This is a genomic window from uncultured Marinobacter sp. (genome assembly GCF_947488835.1).
In the GTDB taxonomy this organism is placed as follows: domain Bacteria; phylum Pseudomonadota; class Gammaproteobacteria; order Pseudomonadales; family Oleiphilaceae; genus Marinobacter.
The window spans coordinates 1097646-1115198 of the sequence record NZ_CANLBK010000001.1; the positions used below are offsets into that span (position 1 = coordinate 1097646).

The window sequence follows — 17553 nt, forward strand, 5'->3', positions numbered from 1 at the left end:
TTTTTCACTTATGAGGAGTTGCCATGGGAACTACCATTATTGGCCTGATTGTTATTGCCGTTGCCGCAATCTATCTGGTTTCTATCTATAACCGCCTGGTTTCATTGCGCAACCAATTCAAAAATGCGTTCGCCCAGATTGATGTGCAACTCCAGCGCAGACACGATTTGATTCCCAATCTGGTTGAAGCTGCCAAGGCCTACCTGGTGCACGAAAAATCAACACTTACGCAGGTGATGGAGGCAAGGAACAATGCTGTCAGCGCCCAGAAAGATGCGGCCAAAGATCCGGGAGACGGCACTAAAATCCAGCGTCTTGGCGGCGCCGAGAATCTACTCACCAAAGCCTTGGCTAACTTTTACGCGGTAGCCGAGAACTATCCGGACCTGAAAGCCAACGAAACCATACAGCAATTGATGGAAGAGCTTTCCAGCACAGAAAACCGGGTTTCCTTTGCCCGGCAGGCCTATAACGATGGCGTAATGAACTACAACATCTTCCGCGAGCAATTCCCCAACAACGTGATTGCGGGCATGTTCGCCTTCAAGGAAACCTCCCAGCTGGAGCTTGAGTCTCCAGAGGCCCGCCAGGTTCCGAAAGTAGCCTTCTGAGGCTCTGAACCATGGCTCATCCCGGTTTTTTCCAGCGCCAGGCCAGTGCCCGGCGCAATACCAGCCTGCTGGTATTCCTGTTTCTCACAGCGGTGGTGCTGATTACACTCGCTGTGTGCCTGGTTGGTTATTTTGTAACTCGCAGTGAAACCACCGGCCAACCTTTCCACCACTGGCTAGCCTCCAGCCACGGGTTGACCACAGCCTCTGCCGTTATCCTTCTCATTTTCATAGGCTCCATGATTCGCTGGGCGGATCTTGCCGGCGGCGGTAGCCGTGTTGCAAAAATGGTGGGCGCACGCCCCATTGACCCTGATACCCGCGACAGCGACGAACGGGTTCTGCGCAACATTGTGGAGGAAATGGCCATAGCGAGCGGCGTGCCCGTGCCGGAACTCTACATCATGGATAACGAAACAGGCATCAACGCCTTTGTAGCCGGCTACACACCGGGTTCCGCCGTTATGGTCGTTACCCACGGCGCCATAACCCAACTCACCAGGGATGAGCTTCAGGGCGTCGTGGGGCACGAGTTCAGCCACATCTTCAATGGCGACATGCGCCTGAACGTGCGCCTCATCGCTTTGCTTGCCGGTATCTTGATGATCGGGCAGATTGGCAGCTTCCTTCTTCGCACAGCGTTTTACAGCGGCGGGCGCACCTCTGGCCGCAATAAAGATGGGCGGGCTCAAGCTGCCTTTGGCATTGTTGGCATCGCACTTTTTATCATCGGTTATGTGGGCGTATTCTTTGGGCGCCTCATTCAAGCCGCCGTATCCCGCCAGCGGGAAACCCTTGCAGATGCATCGTCTGTGCAGTTCACACGCAACCCGGACGGGATTGGCGGTGCACTTTTCAAGATTGGACTCAAAGGCAGCTACCTGGACACCACTGGCCATGCCAGCAACATGAATCACATGTGTTTTGGTGAAGCCACGCATATGAAGCTCGCGTCTCTTCTTGCGTCCCACCCGCCTATCGAACAACGCATAAACGCGATCCAGCCAGGCCTGATGGCCCGGCTCAAGAGTCGCCTCCGCGATACAGAAACAGGCGATGATTTGCGTTCCGCAACCACCGGAGCCCAGCCATCCGGAGTCTCCAGTTTTGCAAGTGCGGCCACGGACATCTACGGCACCGTCTCCGGTAGGCGCACATCGCTGTCAGGCTCCGCTATTGCCACACACGCACCCACCCCCACGGCCAGCACGAAAAAACTGTCTGAGCGAGTTGGAACCATCAGCCCGGAAGGCGAAGATTTTGCGGTCCGACTGCTACAGCGCTTGCCGTCAACCTTTCGCGGTTTACTTTATACCCGGGCGGGCGCCATCCAACTCTGTTATGCACTGCTTCTCAGCGATCTGAACCAAAAAGAGCGGGCTGAGCAGCTCGCATTGCTGCCAGCGCACTCATTATTCGGACCGCAACCCGAATTGCTGGCAAAACTGATTCCGACACTCCAGAAAATCGGTGAAGCCGTGCGCTTCCCTGCCCTGGAACTCGCCATGCCTGCTCTCAGAAAATTGGACCCGGAAGAACGCGCCGAATTAATTCGGTGTGTGAGGGCTCTGGTGAATGCGGACAATCGGGTTACCCTGTTCGAACTGACTCTCACCAGCTTCCTTTCCCGCCATCTCGGGGCGGATTCCGCACGAGTGATTCCTGTGCGCTACCGCAGCTACAAAGCGGTTATGCCCGCGCTGCAAAAGCTTCTGAGCCTCATGGCTCGGGCAGGATCAGACAGCGCACAGGAAAAAGTTAATACCTTGTACCGTGAGGCTATGGCCGGTTTTGCCAGCTGTGACAACTCTGACCACCCGATACTACCGAAGGTAAGCATGCGCGAACTGCAAGGGGCTCTGAAAGAGCTCAACGGTCTTTCAGCGCTGTTAAAGCCTGCGGTAATCGATGCCTGTGGCCACTGCATCACCTATGACGGAGTGATTGATCCGAGAGAGTACGAACTGATGAGGCTCGTGGCGGATCAGATGGATTGCCCGATGCCGCCAATGGTGGTGTGAAGATAAGCCGGTTTAGCGAACCGGCTCATCCAGATTGAACAGAATATCCACACGCGGGTTAGCGTCCATTTCTGGCAGGCCAAGCTTGTCACGGATATCCAGGTTTACCTTCCAGAGTTTGTTGAACTTCTCCGATGTCGCCTCAACAGCTTCCGTCTTGCCAAGCATGATCTTAGGCCGCAAGAACACCAGCAAATTGCGCTTTACCCGGCGCTCAGACTCGGATGAAAACAGCCTGCCAAGGTAAGGAATATCCCCAAGGAAAGGCACTTTGCTCCGGTTAACCTGGTAGTCATCGCGGGTAAGACCGCCCAGCACGATGGTTTCGCCATCATCCGCCAGCACGGTTGTCTTGATTTCACGCTTGTTAGTAACAATGTCTGACGCATCTTCAATGCTGTCGGCAACGCTTTCAGTTGTCTGCTCCACCACCAACCGCACAAGACCATCCGCACTGATAGTGGGTGTTACCTTGAGGGTCAGGCCGATGTCCCGGCGCTCAATGGTGGTAAACGGGTTGGTGGTGCCGTCACCCGTTACCGTAGACTGGCCGGTACGGAAAGGAACGTTTTGCCCCACAATAATTTCCGATTCCTGGTTGTCCAGAGTAATAATGCTGGGTGTCGAAAGCAGGTTCGCGGCTGCAGACGTAGAAAGCGCTTGTAACAAGATGCCCCAACTTACCCCGTCCTTGTTTCTCTGGCCTGCCCCGATCGTGCCGCCACCCGTGGCCGGTGTAAGCGCCGAGCCTGTCAGTATTGCACTCAGCACTTCACCCAAACTGCGACCAACGTTTCCAAAGTTTGATCCCATAACTGGCGAAGAAGAACCCGACTCGTCGCCCACGGCTAACTGAACGCCAAGATCCTGACCCAACTCATCGCTGATCTCGACAATGGCAGCTTCAATCATCACCTGAGCACGGCGCACATCCAGTGCGGCGACAATTTCTTCAGCCTCTTGCATCAATGAAGGCTCGCCCCGGACCACCAGTGCGTTTAGCCCCTCATCTGCAAACACTGCAAAATTGCCTGTCGGCTTGCTGCTGGCACCACCGCCAGACGCGCCTCCTGAGCCCTCTTTCGTGAGTTCGCCCATCACACCTTTAAGCAATTCCGTGAGGTTTTTCGCGTCTGCGTGCTTAAGGCGAATAACCTTGGTTGCTCCGCCACTGGCAGAGGGCTGATCCAGCTGCGTGATCAACCCACGCATTTTGCTACGGAACGATTCATCGCCTCTGAGGATCAATCGGTTACTGCGCTCATCAGCGGTAACACTGTATTTTCTTGCGGCGCTGTCATTGCCCGCTCGGCCCAACTCGTCCGGCGCCAGCTCCTGCAACAGAGTCACCATATCGCCAACCCAGGCTTCCTTGAGTTTGATCACCTCCACCTCGTACTTGGAGGGGCTGTCCAACTCACGAACAATCTGCTCCATACGCTGAATGTTGGAAGCGTGATCGCTGATAATCAAAGCATTGGCTGCGGCGACACCGGCCAGATGACCATACTTTGCCACCAGCGGCCGTAAAATAGGCACCAACTCCAATGCACTGGCGTTATCAATCTGGATAACACGGGTTATAAGCTGCTCAGAAGGAATATTTGAGAAACGGCCGAGAACCTCAGCGGACTGTTTGGCGTCTACCTGCTGTACAACCTTGATAACTTCCTCACCGGGAATGGCCGTAAATCCGTGCACGTTAAGCACGGCAAGGAACAGATCGTAGATTTGATCCTTGTTCATGGGCGCGCTGGATAGAACCGTCACCTTGCCCTTAACCCGAGGGTCCACCACAAAGCTGTAGCCGGTTATATCGGCCACCTGAGTAACAAACGCGCGTATGTCTGCGTCTTTAAGGTTCAACCGCCATGTTTCATCCTGGCCGTACGCCGCCGACATCAGGGGCAGTAAAATAAGCAGAGCCAAGGTCCGCAAAAAATTGGTCTTGTAGTTATACATCTGGCGATTTCGTCCTGTATCGATAATCCCGGTCAGCGCCACTGCTCAGGTATGGCATAACTGATGTTGAGAATAGACCCGTCACGTTCGATTTCTATATCCAGGCTGGCTTGGCCGCGCCAGCTTTCGAGCAGCGATCGATCTTGCTGCACATCACCCAGGCGCTGCCCGTTGATGGCGGTAATCACATCACCCGCTTTGAGATTCACTGCGTTCAGCATGGCATTGGAGCCATCGTACACGTAGCCCGAGCCACCAGACTCATCCACTGGCGCAAGCCCGTATGGGGTCAGAGCTGCCGCGCCTGCGCTATCGAGCTGCTGCTTTGCATTCTCAAGGAATGCTTCCGGTGATGATTCTGCAGGTACCTGTGCCACCTCTGCAACCATTGTGGAAACATCGTCTTCCTCAAATGTCAGAGACTCATAGCGCCCACCACGGCGAATCAGGATTCGGCCCGCTTCCACTTCAGCCAATTCGGCATTGCCTGGCAGCATTTCACCAACACGATACCACGCGGTTTCACCGTTACTCCCGGCCACTATAGCACCCGAGTCTTCCGGGCGCTGTCCCACAAGAACACCTTCAAGCCTTAGCCGCAAACCGGTTTCCGGAGCCGCACGCTTAACCGCTTCCGCTACCTCCCCAGGCGCTTCCGCTCGGCCAAAAAACTCATAACTGGCCATTGGGTAGCTACCAGACCGCCCAAAAGCCTGGGCCGCAGATGGGCCACCCGCAGGCGCAACCACAATCGGTTTATCCTGCCAGGCAAATAGCCATGTGGCATTTGCCATCACAACACTTAAATACACAACCAGCCATACCAGCAGCAGGTTGGCCACCGCTTTTGCAATCCGGTGTTGGGTATCAGGAGCCGGCATTGCCACCATCAACGCGCCCCCGGCAACAGCGGTTGCCTTACACGAAACACAATATCATCAGGGCTGGCGGAATCCGGCCAGGGTTGGCCCGCGAGATCTATCATGCGTTTGTATACCCGCAACTCCATCATCCCGTTCCAGAGAATACTGGCATCCGCCGCCGGGCCACTGCCTGCCTGCTCGGCAACTACCAAGGCCACACCACCGCTGGTGGTATCCATGGTGGCCTCCATAGGCGGGAACTTTGCTTGCCCGGTTTGCTCACCCATAGGCCAGCTTACGCTACCGCCAGCCCATCGTCCGAGACCATCCGCACGAATAACGCGGCCATCTGCCCACTCCAGAGCCAGGCGATCGATGCTCACATCGCCCTCAATCATTGCGCCACCGCTGCGCCGAATCAATTCTTCAAACTCTGCGACAGCAATGGTGCCACGGGCATTCAGCCGGGCATTTTCGGGCCACCCTATGGCTATATCACCCGAAACCTCGGATTGCAGTGACGCCACAGAAATCCGTACCGGCTGCTCCAACTGTGTAATAGATGGCCAGCCCAGCTGCCACTCAACACGCAACGGGAAACCGGCAACCACCACGCTGGCGGTACCATCCCAAACACGGCCCGCTATCTGCTGCACCTGTACCTGGGGTGGCAATGAAACATAGGGAGAGGCTTTATGCCAGACCCAGCCGGCTGGAACAAAAACAATCAAGGCGCCCAAGTACACAAACAACCCCAGCAACACAAGCAAAAACAGTTTGCCGGGGCGAAGAAAAGGTTTGGATTCAGCGTCACTCATTCGGTAGCACACAGACAGTTGACCGGTTGCCGAGTCTAGCAAACGCTCAGGTCAAGTTCATGACAAAAAAACAAAAACCCCGCATCAGTGTGAACCGACGCGGGGTTTTTGAGTGCAGATCAGGCCACGTCGCTATTTTTGCGACGCAGTCGGAATCAGCAAGCTATGAACGGCATCACATCATGCCGCCCATGCCTCCCATTCCGCCCATTCCACCCATATCTGGCATTCCACCGCCAGCGCCTTCTTCTGCTGGCTCGTCTGCAACCATCGCTTCAGTAGTGATGATCAGAGACGCTATAGAAGCAGCTGCCTGCAGTGCAGAGCGAGTGACCTTGGCTGGATCCAGAATACCCATTTCCAGCATATCGCCGTACTCTTCGATAGCAGCGTTGTAACCAAAGGAACCTTCGCCTTCGCGAACCTTGGCAACCACTACAGAAGACTCGCCGCCTGCGTTGGATACGATCTGGCGCAGAGGCGCTTCCATCGCACGACGCAGGATGTTAACACCGGCTTTCTGCTCTTCGTTGATGGCATCTACCTTGTCCAGCGCAGCAATAGCGCGGATCAGGGTTACACCACCACCAGGCACAATGCCTTCTTCAACGGCAGCGCGAGTAGAGTGCAGCGCGTCTTCAACACGTGCCTTCTTCTCTTTCATTTCCACTTCAGAACCAGCGCCTACCTTGATAACGGCAACACCGCCAGCCAGCTTGGCCACACGCTCCTGAAGCTTTTCTTTGTCGTAATCTGAAGAGCTGTCTTCAATCTGCTTACGCACCTGCTCAACACGGGCTTCGATATCAGCCTGTGCACCAGCACCGTCAATGATGGTGGTGTTTTCTTTAGTCAGGTTTACACGCTTGGCTGTGCCGAGATCATCAAGAGTGGTGTTCTCCAGGCTCAGGCCAACTTCTTCGGAAATCACAGTACCGCCGGTCAGAATGGCGATGTCCTGCAGCATTTCCTTGCGGCGATCACCAAAGCCAGGCGCTTTAACAGCAGCGACTTTCACAATGCCACGCATGTTGTTCACAACCAGAGTAGCCAGCGCTTCGCCTTCGATGTCTTCAGCGATGATCATCAGCGGCTTGCCTGCTTTGGCAACAGCTTCCAGCACCGGCAGCAATTCGCGGATGTTGGAGATTTTCTTGTCGACCAACAGCATGTACGGGTCATCAAGTTCAACCGACATGTTGTCCTGGTTGTTGATGAAGTACGGAGACAGGAAGCCACGATCGAACTGCATGCCTTCTACTACGTCCAGCTCGTCATCCAGGCCACGGCCTTCTTCAACCGTGATAACGCCTTCTTTACCAACTTTCTCCATAGCATCAGCAATCAGCTTGCCGATAGTCTCGTCGCCGTTGGCAGAGATGGTGCCTACCTGCGCAATGCTGCGGGTATCGTCGCAAGGACGGGCCATTTCACGGATAGCTTTAACGGCTTCCGTAGTGGCCTTGTCGATGCCGCGTTTCAGATCCATTGGGTTCATGCCGGCGGTAACAGACTTAACGCCTTCATTCACGATGGCCTGAGCCAGAACGGTTGCGGTAGTGGTACCGTCACCCGCCGTTTCGTTCGCCTGGGAAGCAACTTCCTTCACCATCTGGGCGCCCATGTTTTCGAACTTGTCTTTCAGTTCGATTTCTTTGGCAACCGATACGCCGTCTTTAGTGATTACCGGAGCGCCAAACGACTTCTCCAGAACCACGTTGCGGCCCTTGGGGCCCAGAGTTACGCGAACTGCGTCTGCAAGAACGTTGACGCCTGCAACCATGCGCTTACGGGCGCTATCACCGAATTTAACTTCTTTTGCTGACATGTGTTCTATTCCTGTTCGTTAAATCGAATTCGTTGAATCAATCGAGTTAATGACTGTTCGTGCGAATTGCTTCAGCGATCACTCAAGCACGCCGTAAATATCGCTTTCGCTCATGATGAGCAGCTCTTCACCGTCGATTTTTACAGTGTTGCCGGCGTATTGGCCAAAAACCACGGTATCACCCGCTTTGACTGCCAGCGCACGAGTCTCGCCATTTTCCAGAATGCGACCATTACCCACGGCAATGACTTCACCCTGGGACGGCTTCTCTTTGGCATTACCCGGCAGCACGATGCCGCCTGCAGTTTTCTCTTCTTCTTCCTTACGGCGTACAACGACACGATCGTGTAACGGACGAATCTTCATTGCTCGGTTTTCTCCAATTAGTCAGATTAATGTGGCAATGACATTTGCTGTTAATGGCCGGACTACAGGTGCAATCCGACAAAATTGCCCGGCTTCTAACCTGCTGTTTTCCAGCAAGTATCAGCCTGCGGCGAACTTGTGATTCCTATGTGGGGCTGGCACAGGGGTTTTCAATACCTGCTCTGATAAATTTTTCACTTTTTATCGAGGCGATCATGGTTGGTTTCAGTTTCATCACGGTATTCCCCTTCGATAATGTCGCCGCTGCCATCGCGGTCGAACGGGCGCTGTTGCCCGAAGGGGTTACCGGATTCTCCAAAGGGGCTTTGCCCGCCACCCGCTCGAAAATAAAACCCACCGCTGGTGTTAGTCGCAACCATACGCTTCAGTGCCTGAGCCGCCAGCCAGTGCCTGCTGAATGGTAAAAGGCACAAAAACCCGACGGCATCAGTAATAAACCCCGGGGTAAGCAAAAGCACACCGCCAACCGCAAGAATTAACCCCTCAGCCACTTCCTTGGCTGGGAGCTCACCGCTGCTCAGGCGCTGGTTGGCTTTCAACAGAGTTGCCAGCCCTTGCTGGCGAAGCAGCCAGGCTCCCGCCACCGCCGTCAGCAACACGAAACCGATGGTATTGAACACACCAATCACGCTGCCGACCTGAATCAGAACCGCCATTTCGGCAATCGGCATAACAATAAAAACAAACAAGAATATGGACATCAGGCTCTCGTGTTTCGGGTTTGGGCATTCCAGGGTCTGGTATACTCGCAGCCCTTTCGATTACATCTGATTTCTATTTAAGGGCAAAACATGAAACTTCAAGATTCCGTGATTGCAATTACCGGCGGCGGCCAGGGCCTTGGCCGTGCCATGGCAGAATACCTGGCGGCCAAAGGCGCAAAACTGGCGCTGATTGACCTTGCCCAGGATAAGTTGGAGGAAGCTGCAGCCGCCTGCAAAGCCGCGGGCTCTGAAGCCAAAATCTACCTGTGCAACGTGGCAAAAGAAGACGAAGTAGAAGCAACATTTGCAGCCATTGCAGACGACTTCGGCCAACTTAATGGCCTTGTTAATAACGCCGGCATTTTGAGAGACGGGCTGCTGCTGAAAACCAAAGACGGCGAGATCACCAAGCGCATGGAGCTGTCCCAGTGGCAGTCGGTTATCGACGTTAACCTCACAGGTGTTTTCCTGTGCGGCCGGGAAGCCGCCACCCAGATGATCCAAACCGGCAGCAAAGGCGCCATCATCAACATCGCGTCCATTTCCCGCGCGGGCAACATGGGGCAAAGCAACTACTCGGCCGCCAAAGCCGGTGTATCTGCCTTGGTGCCAGTGTGGGCAAAAGAACTCGCCCGCCACGGTATCCGCTGCATGGGTATTGCACCGGGCTTTATAGAAACAGAAATGACTGCCTCCATGAAACCGGAAGCGCTAGAGAAAATGACCGCAGGTATTCCACTAAAGCGTATGGGTAAGCCGGAAGAGATTGCTTCAACTGCAGCGTTTATCTTTGAAAACGACTATCTGTCTGGCCGGATGATTGAAGTGGATGGCGCCCTGAGGCTCTAAAGTGACTAAAATACTTTACAAAACAGAGAAAATTGCTAAATTGTGAAGTATATTGGACACATGGCGGCAATATGGATTACCAGACTCTAGGGCAGACTATCTCAACTTTGCGCCAGCAACACGGGGTGTCTCAGCAAAAAATGGCTGAACACCTCGGCATGTCCCGAGCCACCATCAATGCACTGGAAAATGGCCGTTCGGGCGACATTGGCATACGCAAGGTAATGAAAATTCTGGATTATCTGGGCAAGGAACTCAACATTCGGGATAAGTCGCCTTTCCCTACGTTTGAGGAGCTTAGGGATGAGCAGTGAGCTAGACGTATGCGTAGATGGCCATCAAACGGGGAAGCTGTTCAAGGAAACCGCGGATATTGTTTTCAGCTATGGTGATAGCACCTCCCCGGATCAGTTTGTATCCCTCACTATGCCGGTGCGCCGAAAGGAGTACAGCCATCGCTATCTTCACCCAATCTTTGAAATGCACCTGCCTGAAGGTTACTTGCTCTCTACCATCAAAAAGCAGTTTGCTAAAATCACCGATACTGACGACCTGGGCCTTCTGAGACTACTCGCCCCATCAATCCGTGGGCGCATCGAGTACAACCGCCAGGATCAATCCGAAAGCAACCCGTTTCACCTCGATACGCTCTTGCATTCAGACAATCCAGGGCTATTTGAAGAACTGGTTTCACGATTTGCGTTACGCTCGGCGCTGAGTGGCGTGCAACCTAAAGTGCTGGCTCAGCTTGAGAACAAAGCGACGTTGCGCCTGGACGATTTCATTGTCAAAGCCTGGGGGCAAGACTACCCGGCCCTTGCCCTGAATGAATACTGCTGCATGCTGGCCTGCAAATACGCAGGCATTCCGGTACCGGAGTTTCATCTCTCTGATGACGAATCTCTGTTTATCATGAAACGGTTTGATCTGAATGAAGACGGCAGTGCGCTGGGCTTTGAGGATATGTGCGTCCTCCAGGCAAAACAGCGGGACGACAAGTACACCGGAAGCTATGAGCAAGTTGCAAAAACAATAAAAACCTTTGCAAGCCCAGCGAGTAAAAGAGCGTCACTGGAGCAGTTCTTCAAAATGATTGTGCTCAACAACGCACTGCAAAATGGTGATGCACACCTGAAAAACTTTGGCCTGATCTACAAGAACACTGACTCAATCAGGCTGGCCCCTGCCTACGATATAGTATGCACGACGGTTTATATAAACCAGGATATCCCAGCACTAACACTTGCCGGCAGCAAAAAATGGATGCCTCGTGCAAAGCTTGAACGCTTTGGAGTGCAGGCCTGCGAGCTGACAGGAGCCAGGGCCACGGCACTTTATGAAGAATGTAGAAACGCCCTGAGAGAACTACTGCCTTACCTAACGATGCGGCTTGCCCAAACCCCTGACACAGACCAAAGAATGGTACTGGAGCACCTGCAAACTCTTATTGCCACCGAAACCGGCGCATCGCTACCCGGCCGTTGACCACTTCCACGCCTTCGGCTTGCAGCCGGCTAACCTGTTCCTGGTAGATTTCCGAACCTTCCGGGAATGCAATCTGGCCATTGCTGCGAATTACCCGGTACCAAGGCACTGAGTGGCCTTTCGGCAGCTTGCCAAGTGCGCGGCCAATGTAGCGGGCCTGCCGGCCAAGTCCCGCCATGTCTGCTACCTGCCCATAGCTGACGACCTTGCCCGGCGGAACAGCCATCACTACCTGCCAGATTTTTTGATCTTTAGTCGGCTCCTCTTGCGATTCCTCATACGGCTCCATAGTACCTAGCCTCCCGTTGGTTGAGGGGCGTCCGGCTCGCCCTTTCCGGAGTGATCCGGCGCCAGAGCATCCAGCCTCTCGCCTTGTCGAATCAGGAACATAGCCAGAAGAATGGCGGGGATCCCCATCAAGCCGGCCACGAGGAAAAACTCCGCATAACCATAGCCCGCCACAACCATCCCCGAGAAACCGCCCAGGAACTTACCCGGCAGTGTCATCAAGGAGCTGAACAATGCATATTGAGTGGCGGTGAAAGACGCACTGGTCATGCTGGAAAGCCAGGCAATCAACGCCACATTGGCAATACCCCCACTGAGATTATCGGCGCTCACCACCACCGCCAATGTGGCCAGGTTGGGCGGGTACTGTGCCAGAAACACGAACAAAAGATTGGTACTGGCCGTCAGGATGGCCCCCGCCAGCAGAATCTTTCTCGTTCCGTAACGCACAACCAGAACACCGCCCGCCAGAGAGCCGGCAATGGTCATGAAAAACCCGAAAATCTTGGTGACGTCTGCCACCTGGGTTTTGCTGAAGCCCATAAAATTCAGATAGAAAGGATTGGCCATCACGCCCATGGCAATATCGGAAATGCGGTACACCGCCACCATCAATAGAATCGCGATGGAAAGCTCTTTATAACGGCGAAAGAAATCCAGAAACGGCCCCGCAACTGCAGCATAAAACCAACCTGCAAATCGGGCTACCCGAGGCCCGAGGTGGGTGCGTTTCGCAGCTTCCTGCTCGATTTTCTGTGCAATATCCTGAGCAGCCGAAAAATGGTTTACCGCAGGCTCCCGCACCACCAGCACGGTCAATGCACCCACACCCACCAGTGCCGCCATAACCTCATAGGACACCTGCCACGACCAGAACTCGGCAAGATACAAAGCCCCTGCACCTGCAACCAGCAATGCCAGCCGATACCCGAAGATATAAGTAGCCGCCAGCGCCGCCTGCAGCCGCTCTTCGGCGATCTCAATGCGATAGGCGTCTATAGCTACGTCTTGAGTGGCAGATGAAAACGCCACCAACAAGCCGCACAACGCCATGGTTTCCGGCACCGCAATGGCATCCACATGGGCCATCAGATACAAGCCGGTGGCGATACCCACCTGCGCGAACAAAATCCAGCTGCGGCGTTTGCCCAAAAGCCTGTCGAGCACCGGCAATTTCAGCCGATCTACAACCGGCGCCCAAAACACCTTGATGGAATAGGTGATCCCCAGCCAGCTGAAAAAACCGATGGTGGCGGTTTCCACGCCCACATCCGCAAGCCTGGCGTTCAACGTGGAGAACACCAGCAAAAACGGCAACCCGGCAGAAAAGCCGAGAAACAGCAGAGCAATGACCTGCCAGCGCGTGTAGGTGTGTAGCGTATCCCGGATCAAATCCAGACGGGTGCCGGTTGAAATGGTGGAGCCTCCGAATCAGTCGCGGAAATTATTGAACTGCAGGGGTACATCCAGCTCAGTCTCGCGCAGCAGGGCAATCGCAGTTTGCAGATCGTCCCGCTTCTTGCCGGTTACCCGCACCTTGTCACCCTGAATGCTGGATTGCACTTTCAACTTGGCCTCTTTGATCAGCTTCACGATCTTTTTTGCCATATCGGTTTCAAGGCCCTGCTTGAGTACAAAATGCTGCTTGATCAGCTTTCCGGACTTGCTTTCGCCACTCTCTGAAAGTGCACGACCATCAATATCCCGGCTTGCAAACGCCATGCGCAGAATGTCGATCAACTGCTCAAGCTGAAATTCCTGCTCCGCGCTGACCGTTACACCCTTATCGTCCATTTCGATATCCGCATCCACATTTTTGAAATCCCAGCGATTACCCAGATCTTTCTTGGCTTTGTCCACCGCATTGGTCACTTCGTGCATATCAATTTCTGAAACAATGTCAAAAGAGGGCATGATCGTTATTCTCCAGGAGCTGTTGCGAGTATACTCGTTGCTTGAATTTAAGGGGCCAAGCATACCAAGCTCCGGAAATCCCCGCATCTGACAATGGACTGGTAAAAGTAGGTAACAATGCCGAATCTGGATCTCCCTATCCTCGTAGTAGACGACGCTAAATTCAGCAGTATGGTGGTTGGCCGAACTCTGCGAAATGCCGGGTATCGCGACGTACGCATCGCCAACAATGCCCCTGCGGCCCTTAAGCTGATGGAACAGCGTGCGGTAAGTGTACTAATTGCAGATTGGTTGATGCCTGAAATGGACGGGTTGCAACTCACTGACAAGGTACGCCAGCTGGATGAACAAACGAACCACTACACCTATGTATTCCTCCTGACAGCCCGGGAAAGCGTAGAAGCCTTGGCATTAGCGTTCGACCGAGGCGTAGACGACTTCATTTACAAATCCGACATGACCAAGCAGCTGATTCCCAGGATTTTTGCTGCAGACCGCATGGCAGATCGCCAAAACACGCTGCTGCGTGCCAACGCCTTGCTCATCGAGAACAACCGCGAACTCGAATCCAGCAACATCATTGATCTGGAAACCGGGCTGTGCAACAACCGATACGGGCGCGACCGGCTCACCAAAATGCTTCGGCACGCAGAATCCCGGGGCGGTGCATCGGCCTATGTGCTGTGCGGCATTCGCAACTGGCAGGATTTGAAGCGCAAACACCCGCCCACGGTAATGTCTGAGCTGGCGGTTGGTATTGCGCGCAGGCTCAGCACCCTGATTCGCCCCATCGACGTGCTTTGCCGTGTGGGCGACAACCAGTTCGCCATCATTGCTTACTTCCCGAATAGTGACCACTGCACTACCACGGCGTTTCGCCGGGTATTCGATGGCATTAACCATAAAGCCCTGAAAACAACGGCCGGGTACATTTCAGTAGAGGCCGGCATGGTGCTGTGCAAAGCCGATGCTCAAAACGGAACGCCCTCCATTCGGGATATGGAGCAAGCGGCTGTACACGGCCTAGTAGACGCTTACGAAACCAGGCGCTTTACCGAGACGGTACCGACGCTAGGCGCAAGCGCCTGAACCTGGAACAATCTGTAACACTGTGACACACATCACGCACAGACACAGACCAGCGAACGCCCTATTCTGAGATTGTGGATTTAAGCAGTATCCCCCATGGCGGAGGAGCCGTGTTGTACCTCCGCCGTCAAATGGGAATCCACCGAATTAACGAATTTTTCAGGCACTTTCGTTTGTTCTCTCTTTAGGCCAGCTCTTTAGCTGGCCTTTTTGTTTTTTGCTCCGGGCAAACCATTCGTTTAAGTTGTTCAGCACAAGTTTCGTTATACTCCCCTGATAACACCTAAAAACAACCGTGCTGTAATCGTGACAAACCCATCATGACAAATCTAGGAACCGCCTCCGTTGCTGCCCTGCGCCAGTATGTGCGCGCCGCCGAATCCATTGGCGCCGATACCTCCGAGCTTTTTACAAAAGCCGGCTTAGACCCCGCTATCCTGGATTCTGACGAAGGCCGCATAAACGGGGATCAGTTTCAGCAGTTCATTCTTCTACTCTGCGAACTCACCAACAACCCTATACTCGGGCTTGAAACCGGCGATTTTGTGCAGCCAGGCTCCTACAGCGTGCTGGGTTACATTACTATGAGCTGTGTAACCCTAGGGGAAGCCGTCGCCCGCATTGCGCCTTTTGAGAAACTGGTGGGTGACATGGGCACCACCTCGCTCGCTATGGATAACGAATCCATCAAACTGGTATGGAACTGCAACTACAACCACCCGATTGTGCGGCCACAGGTTATCGACAACGTGTTCGCTTCCTGGGTGAACTATGCGCGTTGGCTAGCAGACAATACCAGCGCCTCGCCCACCAACGTGCGGCTGAAGCGTCAATCCCCAGGCGCTGACCTTGAACAGGCCTACCAGGAACGCTGGAAATGCCCTGTTCAGTTTGGCGCAGACGAAGACTCCATAACCCTAAAAAAAGAATTACTGGAAACCCGGCTGCGCCAACCCGACCCCATGCTGCGCAAAACCCTGGAAGCCCACGCCCTAACGCAGTTGGCCTCACTGGATACAGACACAGACCTGACATCACAGGTGAAGCACAGCATTCAGAAACAGCTGATGCACGGTATAACCCGGCAAGACATGGTGGCGGAAGATTTAGGAATTACGAGCAGAACCCTGCAGCGAAAACTAAGCCAGGAAGGGGTTTCTTATCAGAAGCTACTGGATGAAGTTCGCCAGAAGATGGCGGAAGATTACCTGCTGAACAGTGATCTGAGCATTCCGGATATTGCGTTAAGACTGGGCTACAGCGAAACCACTTCGTTTCACCGGAAATTCAAAGCGGTGGCGGGGAAGACGCCCGGAGAGTTCCGGGCGCCTACTACTTAATTTTACGACTTGGGCCTAGCCTTAAAGCTTACGACCTTTACCCGCAGCAATCCGCAGACGCAGAGCGTTCAGCTTGATGAAGCCTTCTGCATCCTTCTGGTCGTAGGCACCGTGATCTTCTTCGAAGGTCGCGATGGTTTCATCGAACAGGGAGTCGTCAGACTTACGGCCCACAACATCCACGTTACCTTTGTACAGCTTCAGGCGAACAACGCCGTTCACGTATTCCTGAGTCTGGTCAATCAGTGCCTGCAGAGCTTCACGCTCAGGCGACCACCAGTAGCCGTTATAGATAACCTCAGCGTAACGCGGCATCAAGCTATCTTTAAGGTGCGCCACTTCGCGGTCCAGGGTGATGGACTCAATAGCACGGTGCGCGCGCAGCATAATCGTGCCGCCCGGTGTTTCGTAACAGCCACGGGACTTCATGCCCACATAGCGGTTCTCAACAATATCCAAACGGCCAATACCGTTAGCGCCAGCAACCTTGTTCAGGTTTTCCAGCACTTCGTGGGCCTTCATCTCCACACCGTCAACGGCAACAATATCGCCCTTGCGGTAGGTAAGCTCGATGTAGGTCGGCTTATCTGGTGCAGCTTCCGGAGACACACTCCAGCGCCACATATCATCCTCGGCTTCTGACCAAGGATCTTCCAGATTCATACCTTCATAAGAAATGTGCAGCAGGTTGGCATCCATGGAGTAAGGCGACTTGCCCTTCTTCATATCTACCTGAATATTACGCTCGGCACAGTACGCCAGCAGCTTCTCACGGGAGTTCAGATCCCACTCACGCCAAGGCGCGATAACCTTAACACCAGGCTTAAGCGCATAAGCACCCAGCTCGAAACGAACCTGATCGTTACCCTTACCCGTCGCGCCGTGGGAAATGGCATCTGCGCCGGTTTTGTTGGCAATATCAATCAAGCGCTTGGCAATCAGAGGGCGGGCAATAGACGTACCCAGCAGGTACTCGCCTTCATAAATAGTGTTAGCACGGAACATCGGGAACACATAATCGCGCACAAACTCCTCGCGCAGGTCCTCAATGTAAATTTCCTTCACGCCCAAGGCTTCCGCCTTCGCACGCGCAGGCTCAACTTCCTCACCCTGGCCGATGTCGGCGGTAAACGTTACCACCTCACAGTTGTAAGTATCCTGCAACCACCGAACAATAACGGAGGTATCCAGGCCGCCAGAATAGGCCAGAACCACCTTTTTAATATCAGACATATTTTTTGCTCCAGACTGAACAGAATGGATGTATTGAAAAGAAGGGGCGTATTGTACGGGATGGCGGGGGAGTTGGCTATTGGGAGCGGGAGGAACGTCACCCCCTCTCCCCCGGCCCCTCTCCCGCCAGGGGCGAGGGGAGCTACACAACTAGAGCACTA

17 protein-coding genes are annotated in these 17553 nt (G+C 54.0%); 7 read left to right on the top strand and 10 right to left on the bottom strand.

Annotated elements, in window-relative coordinates:
* Window positions 1–23 precede the first annotated feature (23 nt).
* The gene (locus Q0824_RS05100; RefSeq protein WP_298448094.1) at window positions 24–611 is read left to right on the top strand and encodes a LemA family protein; all 588 of its coding nucleotides are present in this window, start codon (window positions 24–26) and stop codon (window positions 609–611) included.
* 11 nt (window positions 612–622) lie between these two features.
* Window positions 623–2632, top strand: a complete 2010-nt coding sequence (locus Q0824_RS05105) for a M48 family metalloprotease (RefSeq protein WP_298448095.1) — start codon at window positions 623–625, stop codon at window positions 2630–2632.
* Between the two features lie 12 nt (window positions 2633–2644).
* Here the strand turns inward: Q0824_RS05105 and gspD are convergent, their stop codons facing one another.
* From gspD to Q0824_RS05135, 6 genes are all read right to left on the bottom strand, one after another.
* Window positions 2645–4594, bottom strand: coding sequence for a type II secretion system secretin GspD (gene gspD / locus Q0824_RS05110; protein ID WP_298448096.1), 1950 nt, complete (start codon window positions 4592–4594; stop codon window positions 2645–2647).
* 32 nt (window positions 4595–4626) lie between these two features.
* Entirely contained in the window at window positions 4627–5484 is an 858-nt protein-coding gene (locus Q0824_RS05115; protein ID WP_298448097.1) for a type II secretion system protein N, read from the bottom strand.
* Window positions 5484–6275 (bottom strand): type II secretion system protein N, encoded by a 792-nt coding sequence (gene gspN / locus Q0824_RS05120; RefSeq protein WP_298448098.1) that lies wholly within the window; start codon window positions 6273–6275, stop codon window positions 5484–5486. The genes Q0824_RS05115 and gspN overlap by 1 nt, the downstream gene beginning before the upstream one ends.
* A 175-nt stretch (window positions 6276–6450) precedes the next feature.
* Entirely contained in the window at window positions 6451–8103 is a 1653-nt protein-coding gene (gene groL / locus Q0824_RS05125) for a chaperonin GroEL (protein ID WP_298448099.1), read from the bottom strand.
* A 78-nt stretch (window positions 8104–8181) separates the two neighbouring features.
* Entirely contained in the window at window positions 8182–8469 is a 288-nt protein-coding gene (groES, locus tag Q0824_RS05130; protein ID WP_100639400.1) for a co-chaperone GroES, read from the bottom strand.
* Between the two features lie 194 nt (window positions 8470–8663).
* Complete coding sequence (locus Q0824_RS05135; protein ID WP_298448100.1) at window positions 8664–9191, bottom strand: FxsA family protein; 528 nt, start codon at window positions 9189–9191, stop codon at window positions 8664–8666.
* A 90-nt stretch (window positions 9192–9281) separates the two neighbouring features.
* Here Q0824_RS05135 and Q0824_RS05140 point away from each other — a divergent pair, with 90 nt between their 5' ends.
* The 3 genes from Q0824_RS05140 (at window position 9282) to Q0824_RS05150 (ending at window position 11528) form a co-directional block, all read left to right on the top strand.
* Window positions 9282–10043 (top strand): SDR family oxidoreductase, encoded by a 762-nt coding sequence (locus Q0824_RS05140; protein ID WP_298448101.1) that lies wholly within the window; start codon window positions 9282–9284, stop codon window positions 10041–10043.
* 71 nt (window positions 10044–10114) lie between these two features.
* Window positions 10115–10357: a helix-turn-helix transcriptional regulator gene (locus Q0824_RS05145; protein ID WP_200201204.1), complete on the top strand. Its 243-nt coding sequence runs from the start codon at window positions 10115–10117 to the stop codon at window positions 10355–10357.
* On the top strand, window positions 10347–11528 hold the full coding sequence (locus tag Q0824_RS05150) for a type II toxin-antitoxin system HipA family toxin (protein ID WP_298448102.1): 1182 nt from the start codon (window positions 10347–10349) through the stop codon (window positions 11526–11528). Before Q0824_RS05145 ends, Q0824_RS05150 begins: the two co-directional genes overlap by 11 nt.
* On the opposite strand, the gene Q0824_RS05155 is transcribed toward Q0824_RS05150, so the two are convergent.
* The 3 genes from Q0824_RS05155 to Q0824_RS05165 form a co-directional block, all read right to left on the bottom strand.
* Window positions 11488–11817, bottom strand: a complete 330-nt coding sequence (locus tag Q0824_RS05155) for an MGMT family protein (protein ID WP_298448103.1) — start codon at window positions 11815–11817, stop codon at window positions 11488–11490. The two genes, Q0824_RS05150 and Q0824_RS05155, sit on opposite strands and share 41 nt — an antisense overlap.
* A 5-nt stretch (window positions 11818–11822) precedes the next feature.
* On the bottom strand, window positions 11823–13157 hold the full coding sequence (locus Q0824_RS05160; protein WP_298449528.1) for an MFS transporter: 1335 nt from the start codon (window positions 13155–13157) through the stop codon (window positions 11823–11825).
* 90 nt (window positions 13158–13247) lie between these two features.
* Window positions 13248–13730: a YajQ family cyclic di-GMP-binding protein gene (locus Q0824_RS05165; protein WP_298448104.1), complete on the bottom strand. Its 483-nt coding sequence runs from the start codon at window positions 13728–13730 to the stop codon at window positions 13248–13250.
* Window positions 13731–13847: 117 nt separating this feature from the next.
* Between Q0824_RS05165 and Q0824_RS05170 the strand changes: the two genes are divergently transcribed.
* The gene (locus Q0824_RS05170) at window positions 13848–14819 is read left to right on the top strand and encodes a response regulator (RefSeq protein WP_298448105.1); all 972 of its coding nucleotides are present in this window, start codon (window positions 13848–13850) and stop codon (window positions 14817–14819) included.
* Between the two features lie 320 nt (window positions 14820–15139).
* Window positions 15140–16159 (top strand): AraC family transcriptional regulator, encoded by a 1020-nt coding sequence (locus Q0824_RS05175; protein ID WP_298448106.1) that lies wholly within the window; start codon window positions 15140–15142, stop codon window positions 16157–16159.
* A gap of 21 nt (window positions 16160–16180) precedes the next feature.
* On the opposite strand, the gene Q0824_RS05180 is transcribed toward Q0824_RS05175, so the two are convergent.
* Window positions 16181–17392 (bottom strand): argininosuccinate synthase, encoded by a 1212-nt coding sequence (locus Q0824_RS05180; protein WP_298448107.1) that lies wholly within the window; start codon window positions 17390–17392, stop codon window positions 16181–16183.
* Between the last annotated feature and the right edge of the window lie 161 nt (window positions 17393–17553).

Coding starts and splice junctions, on each gene's coding strand:
- Q0824_RS05100 (WP_298448094.1), top strand. CDS start 24: ATGGGAACTACCATTATTGGCCTGATTGTTATTGCCGTTGCCGCAATC.
- Q0824_RS05105 (WP_298448095.1), top strand. CDS start 623: ATGGCTCATCCCGGTTTTTTCCAGCGCCAGGCCAGTGCCCGGCGCAAT.
- gspD (WP_298448096.1), bottom strand. CDS start 4,594: ATGTATAACTACAAGACCAATTTTTTGCGGACCTTGGCTCTGCTTATT.
- Q0824_RS05115 (WP_298448097.1), bottom strand. CDS start 5,484: ATGGTGGCAATGCCGGCTCCTGATACCCAACACCGGATTGCAAAAGCG.
- gspN (WP_298448098.1), bottom strand. CDS start 6,275: ATGAGTGACGCTGAATCCAAACCTTTTCTTCGCCCCGGCAAACTGTTT.
- groL (WP_298448099.1), bottom strand. CDS start 8,103: ATGTCAGCAAAAGAAGTTAAATTCGGTGATAGCGCCCGTAAGCGCATG.
- groES (WP_100639400.1), bottom strand. CDS start 8,469: ATGAAGATTCGTCCGTTACACGATCGTGTCGTTGTACGCCGTAAGGAA.
- Q0824_RS05135 (WP_298448100.1), bottom strand. CDS start 9,191: ATGTCCATATTCTTGTTTGTTTTTATTGTTATGCCGATTGCCGAAATG.
- Q0824_RS05140 (WP_298448101.1), top strand. CDS start 9,282: ATGAAACTTCAAGATTCCGTGATTGCAATTACCGGCGGCGGCCAGGGC.
- Q0824_RS05145 (WP_200201204.1), top strand. CDS start 10,115: ATGGATTACCAGACTCTAGGGCAGACTATCTCAACTTTGCGCCAGCAA.
- Q0824_RS05150 (WP_298448102.1), top strand. CDS start 10,347: ATGAGCAGTGAGCTAGACGTATGCGTAGATGGCCATCAAACGGGGAAG.
- Q0824_RS05155 (WP_298448103.1), bottom strand. CDS start 11,817: ATGGAGCCGTATGAGGAATCGCAAGAGGAGCCGACTAAAGATCAAAAA.
- Q0824_RS05165 (WP_298448104.1), bottom strand. CDS start 13,730: ATGCCCTCTTTTGACATTGTTTCAGAAATTGATATGCACGAAGTGACC.
- Q0824_RS05170 (WP_298448105.1), top strand. CDS start 13,848: ATGCCGAATCTGGATCTCCCTATCCTCGTAGTAGACGACGCTAAATTC.
- Q0824_RS05175 (WP_298448106.1), top strand. CDS start 15,140: ATGACAAATCTAGGAACCGCCTCCGTTGCTGCCCTGCGCCAGTATGTG.
- Q0824_RS05180 (WP_298448107.1), bottom strand. CDS start 17,392: ATGTCTGATATTAAAAAGGTGGTTCTGGCCTATTCTGGCGGCCTGGAT.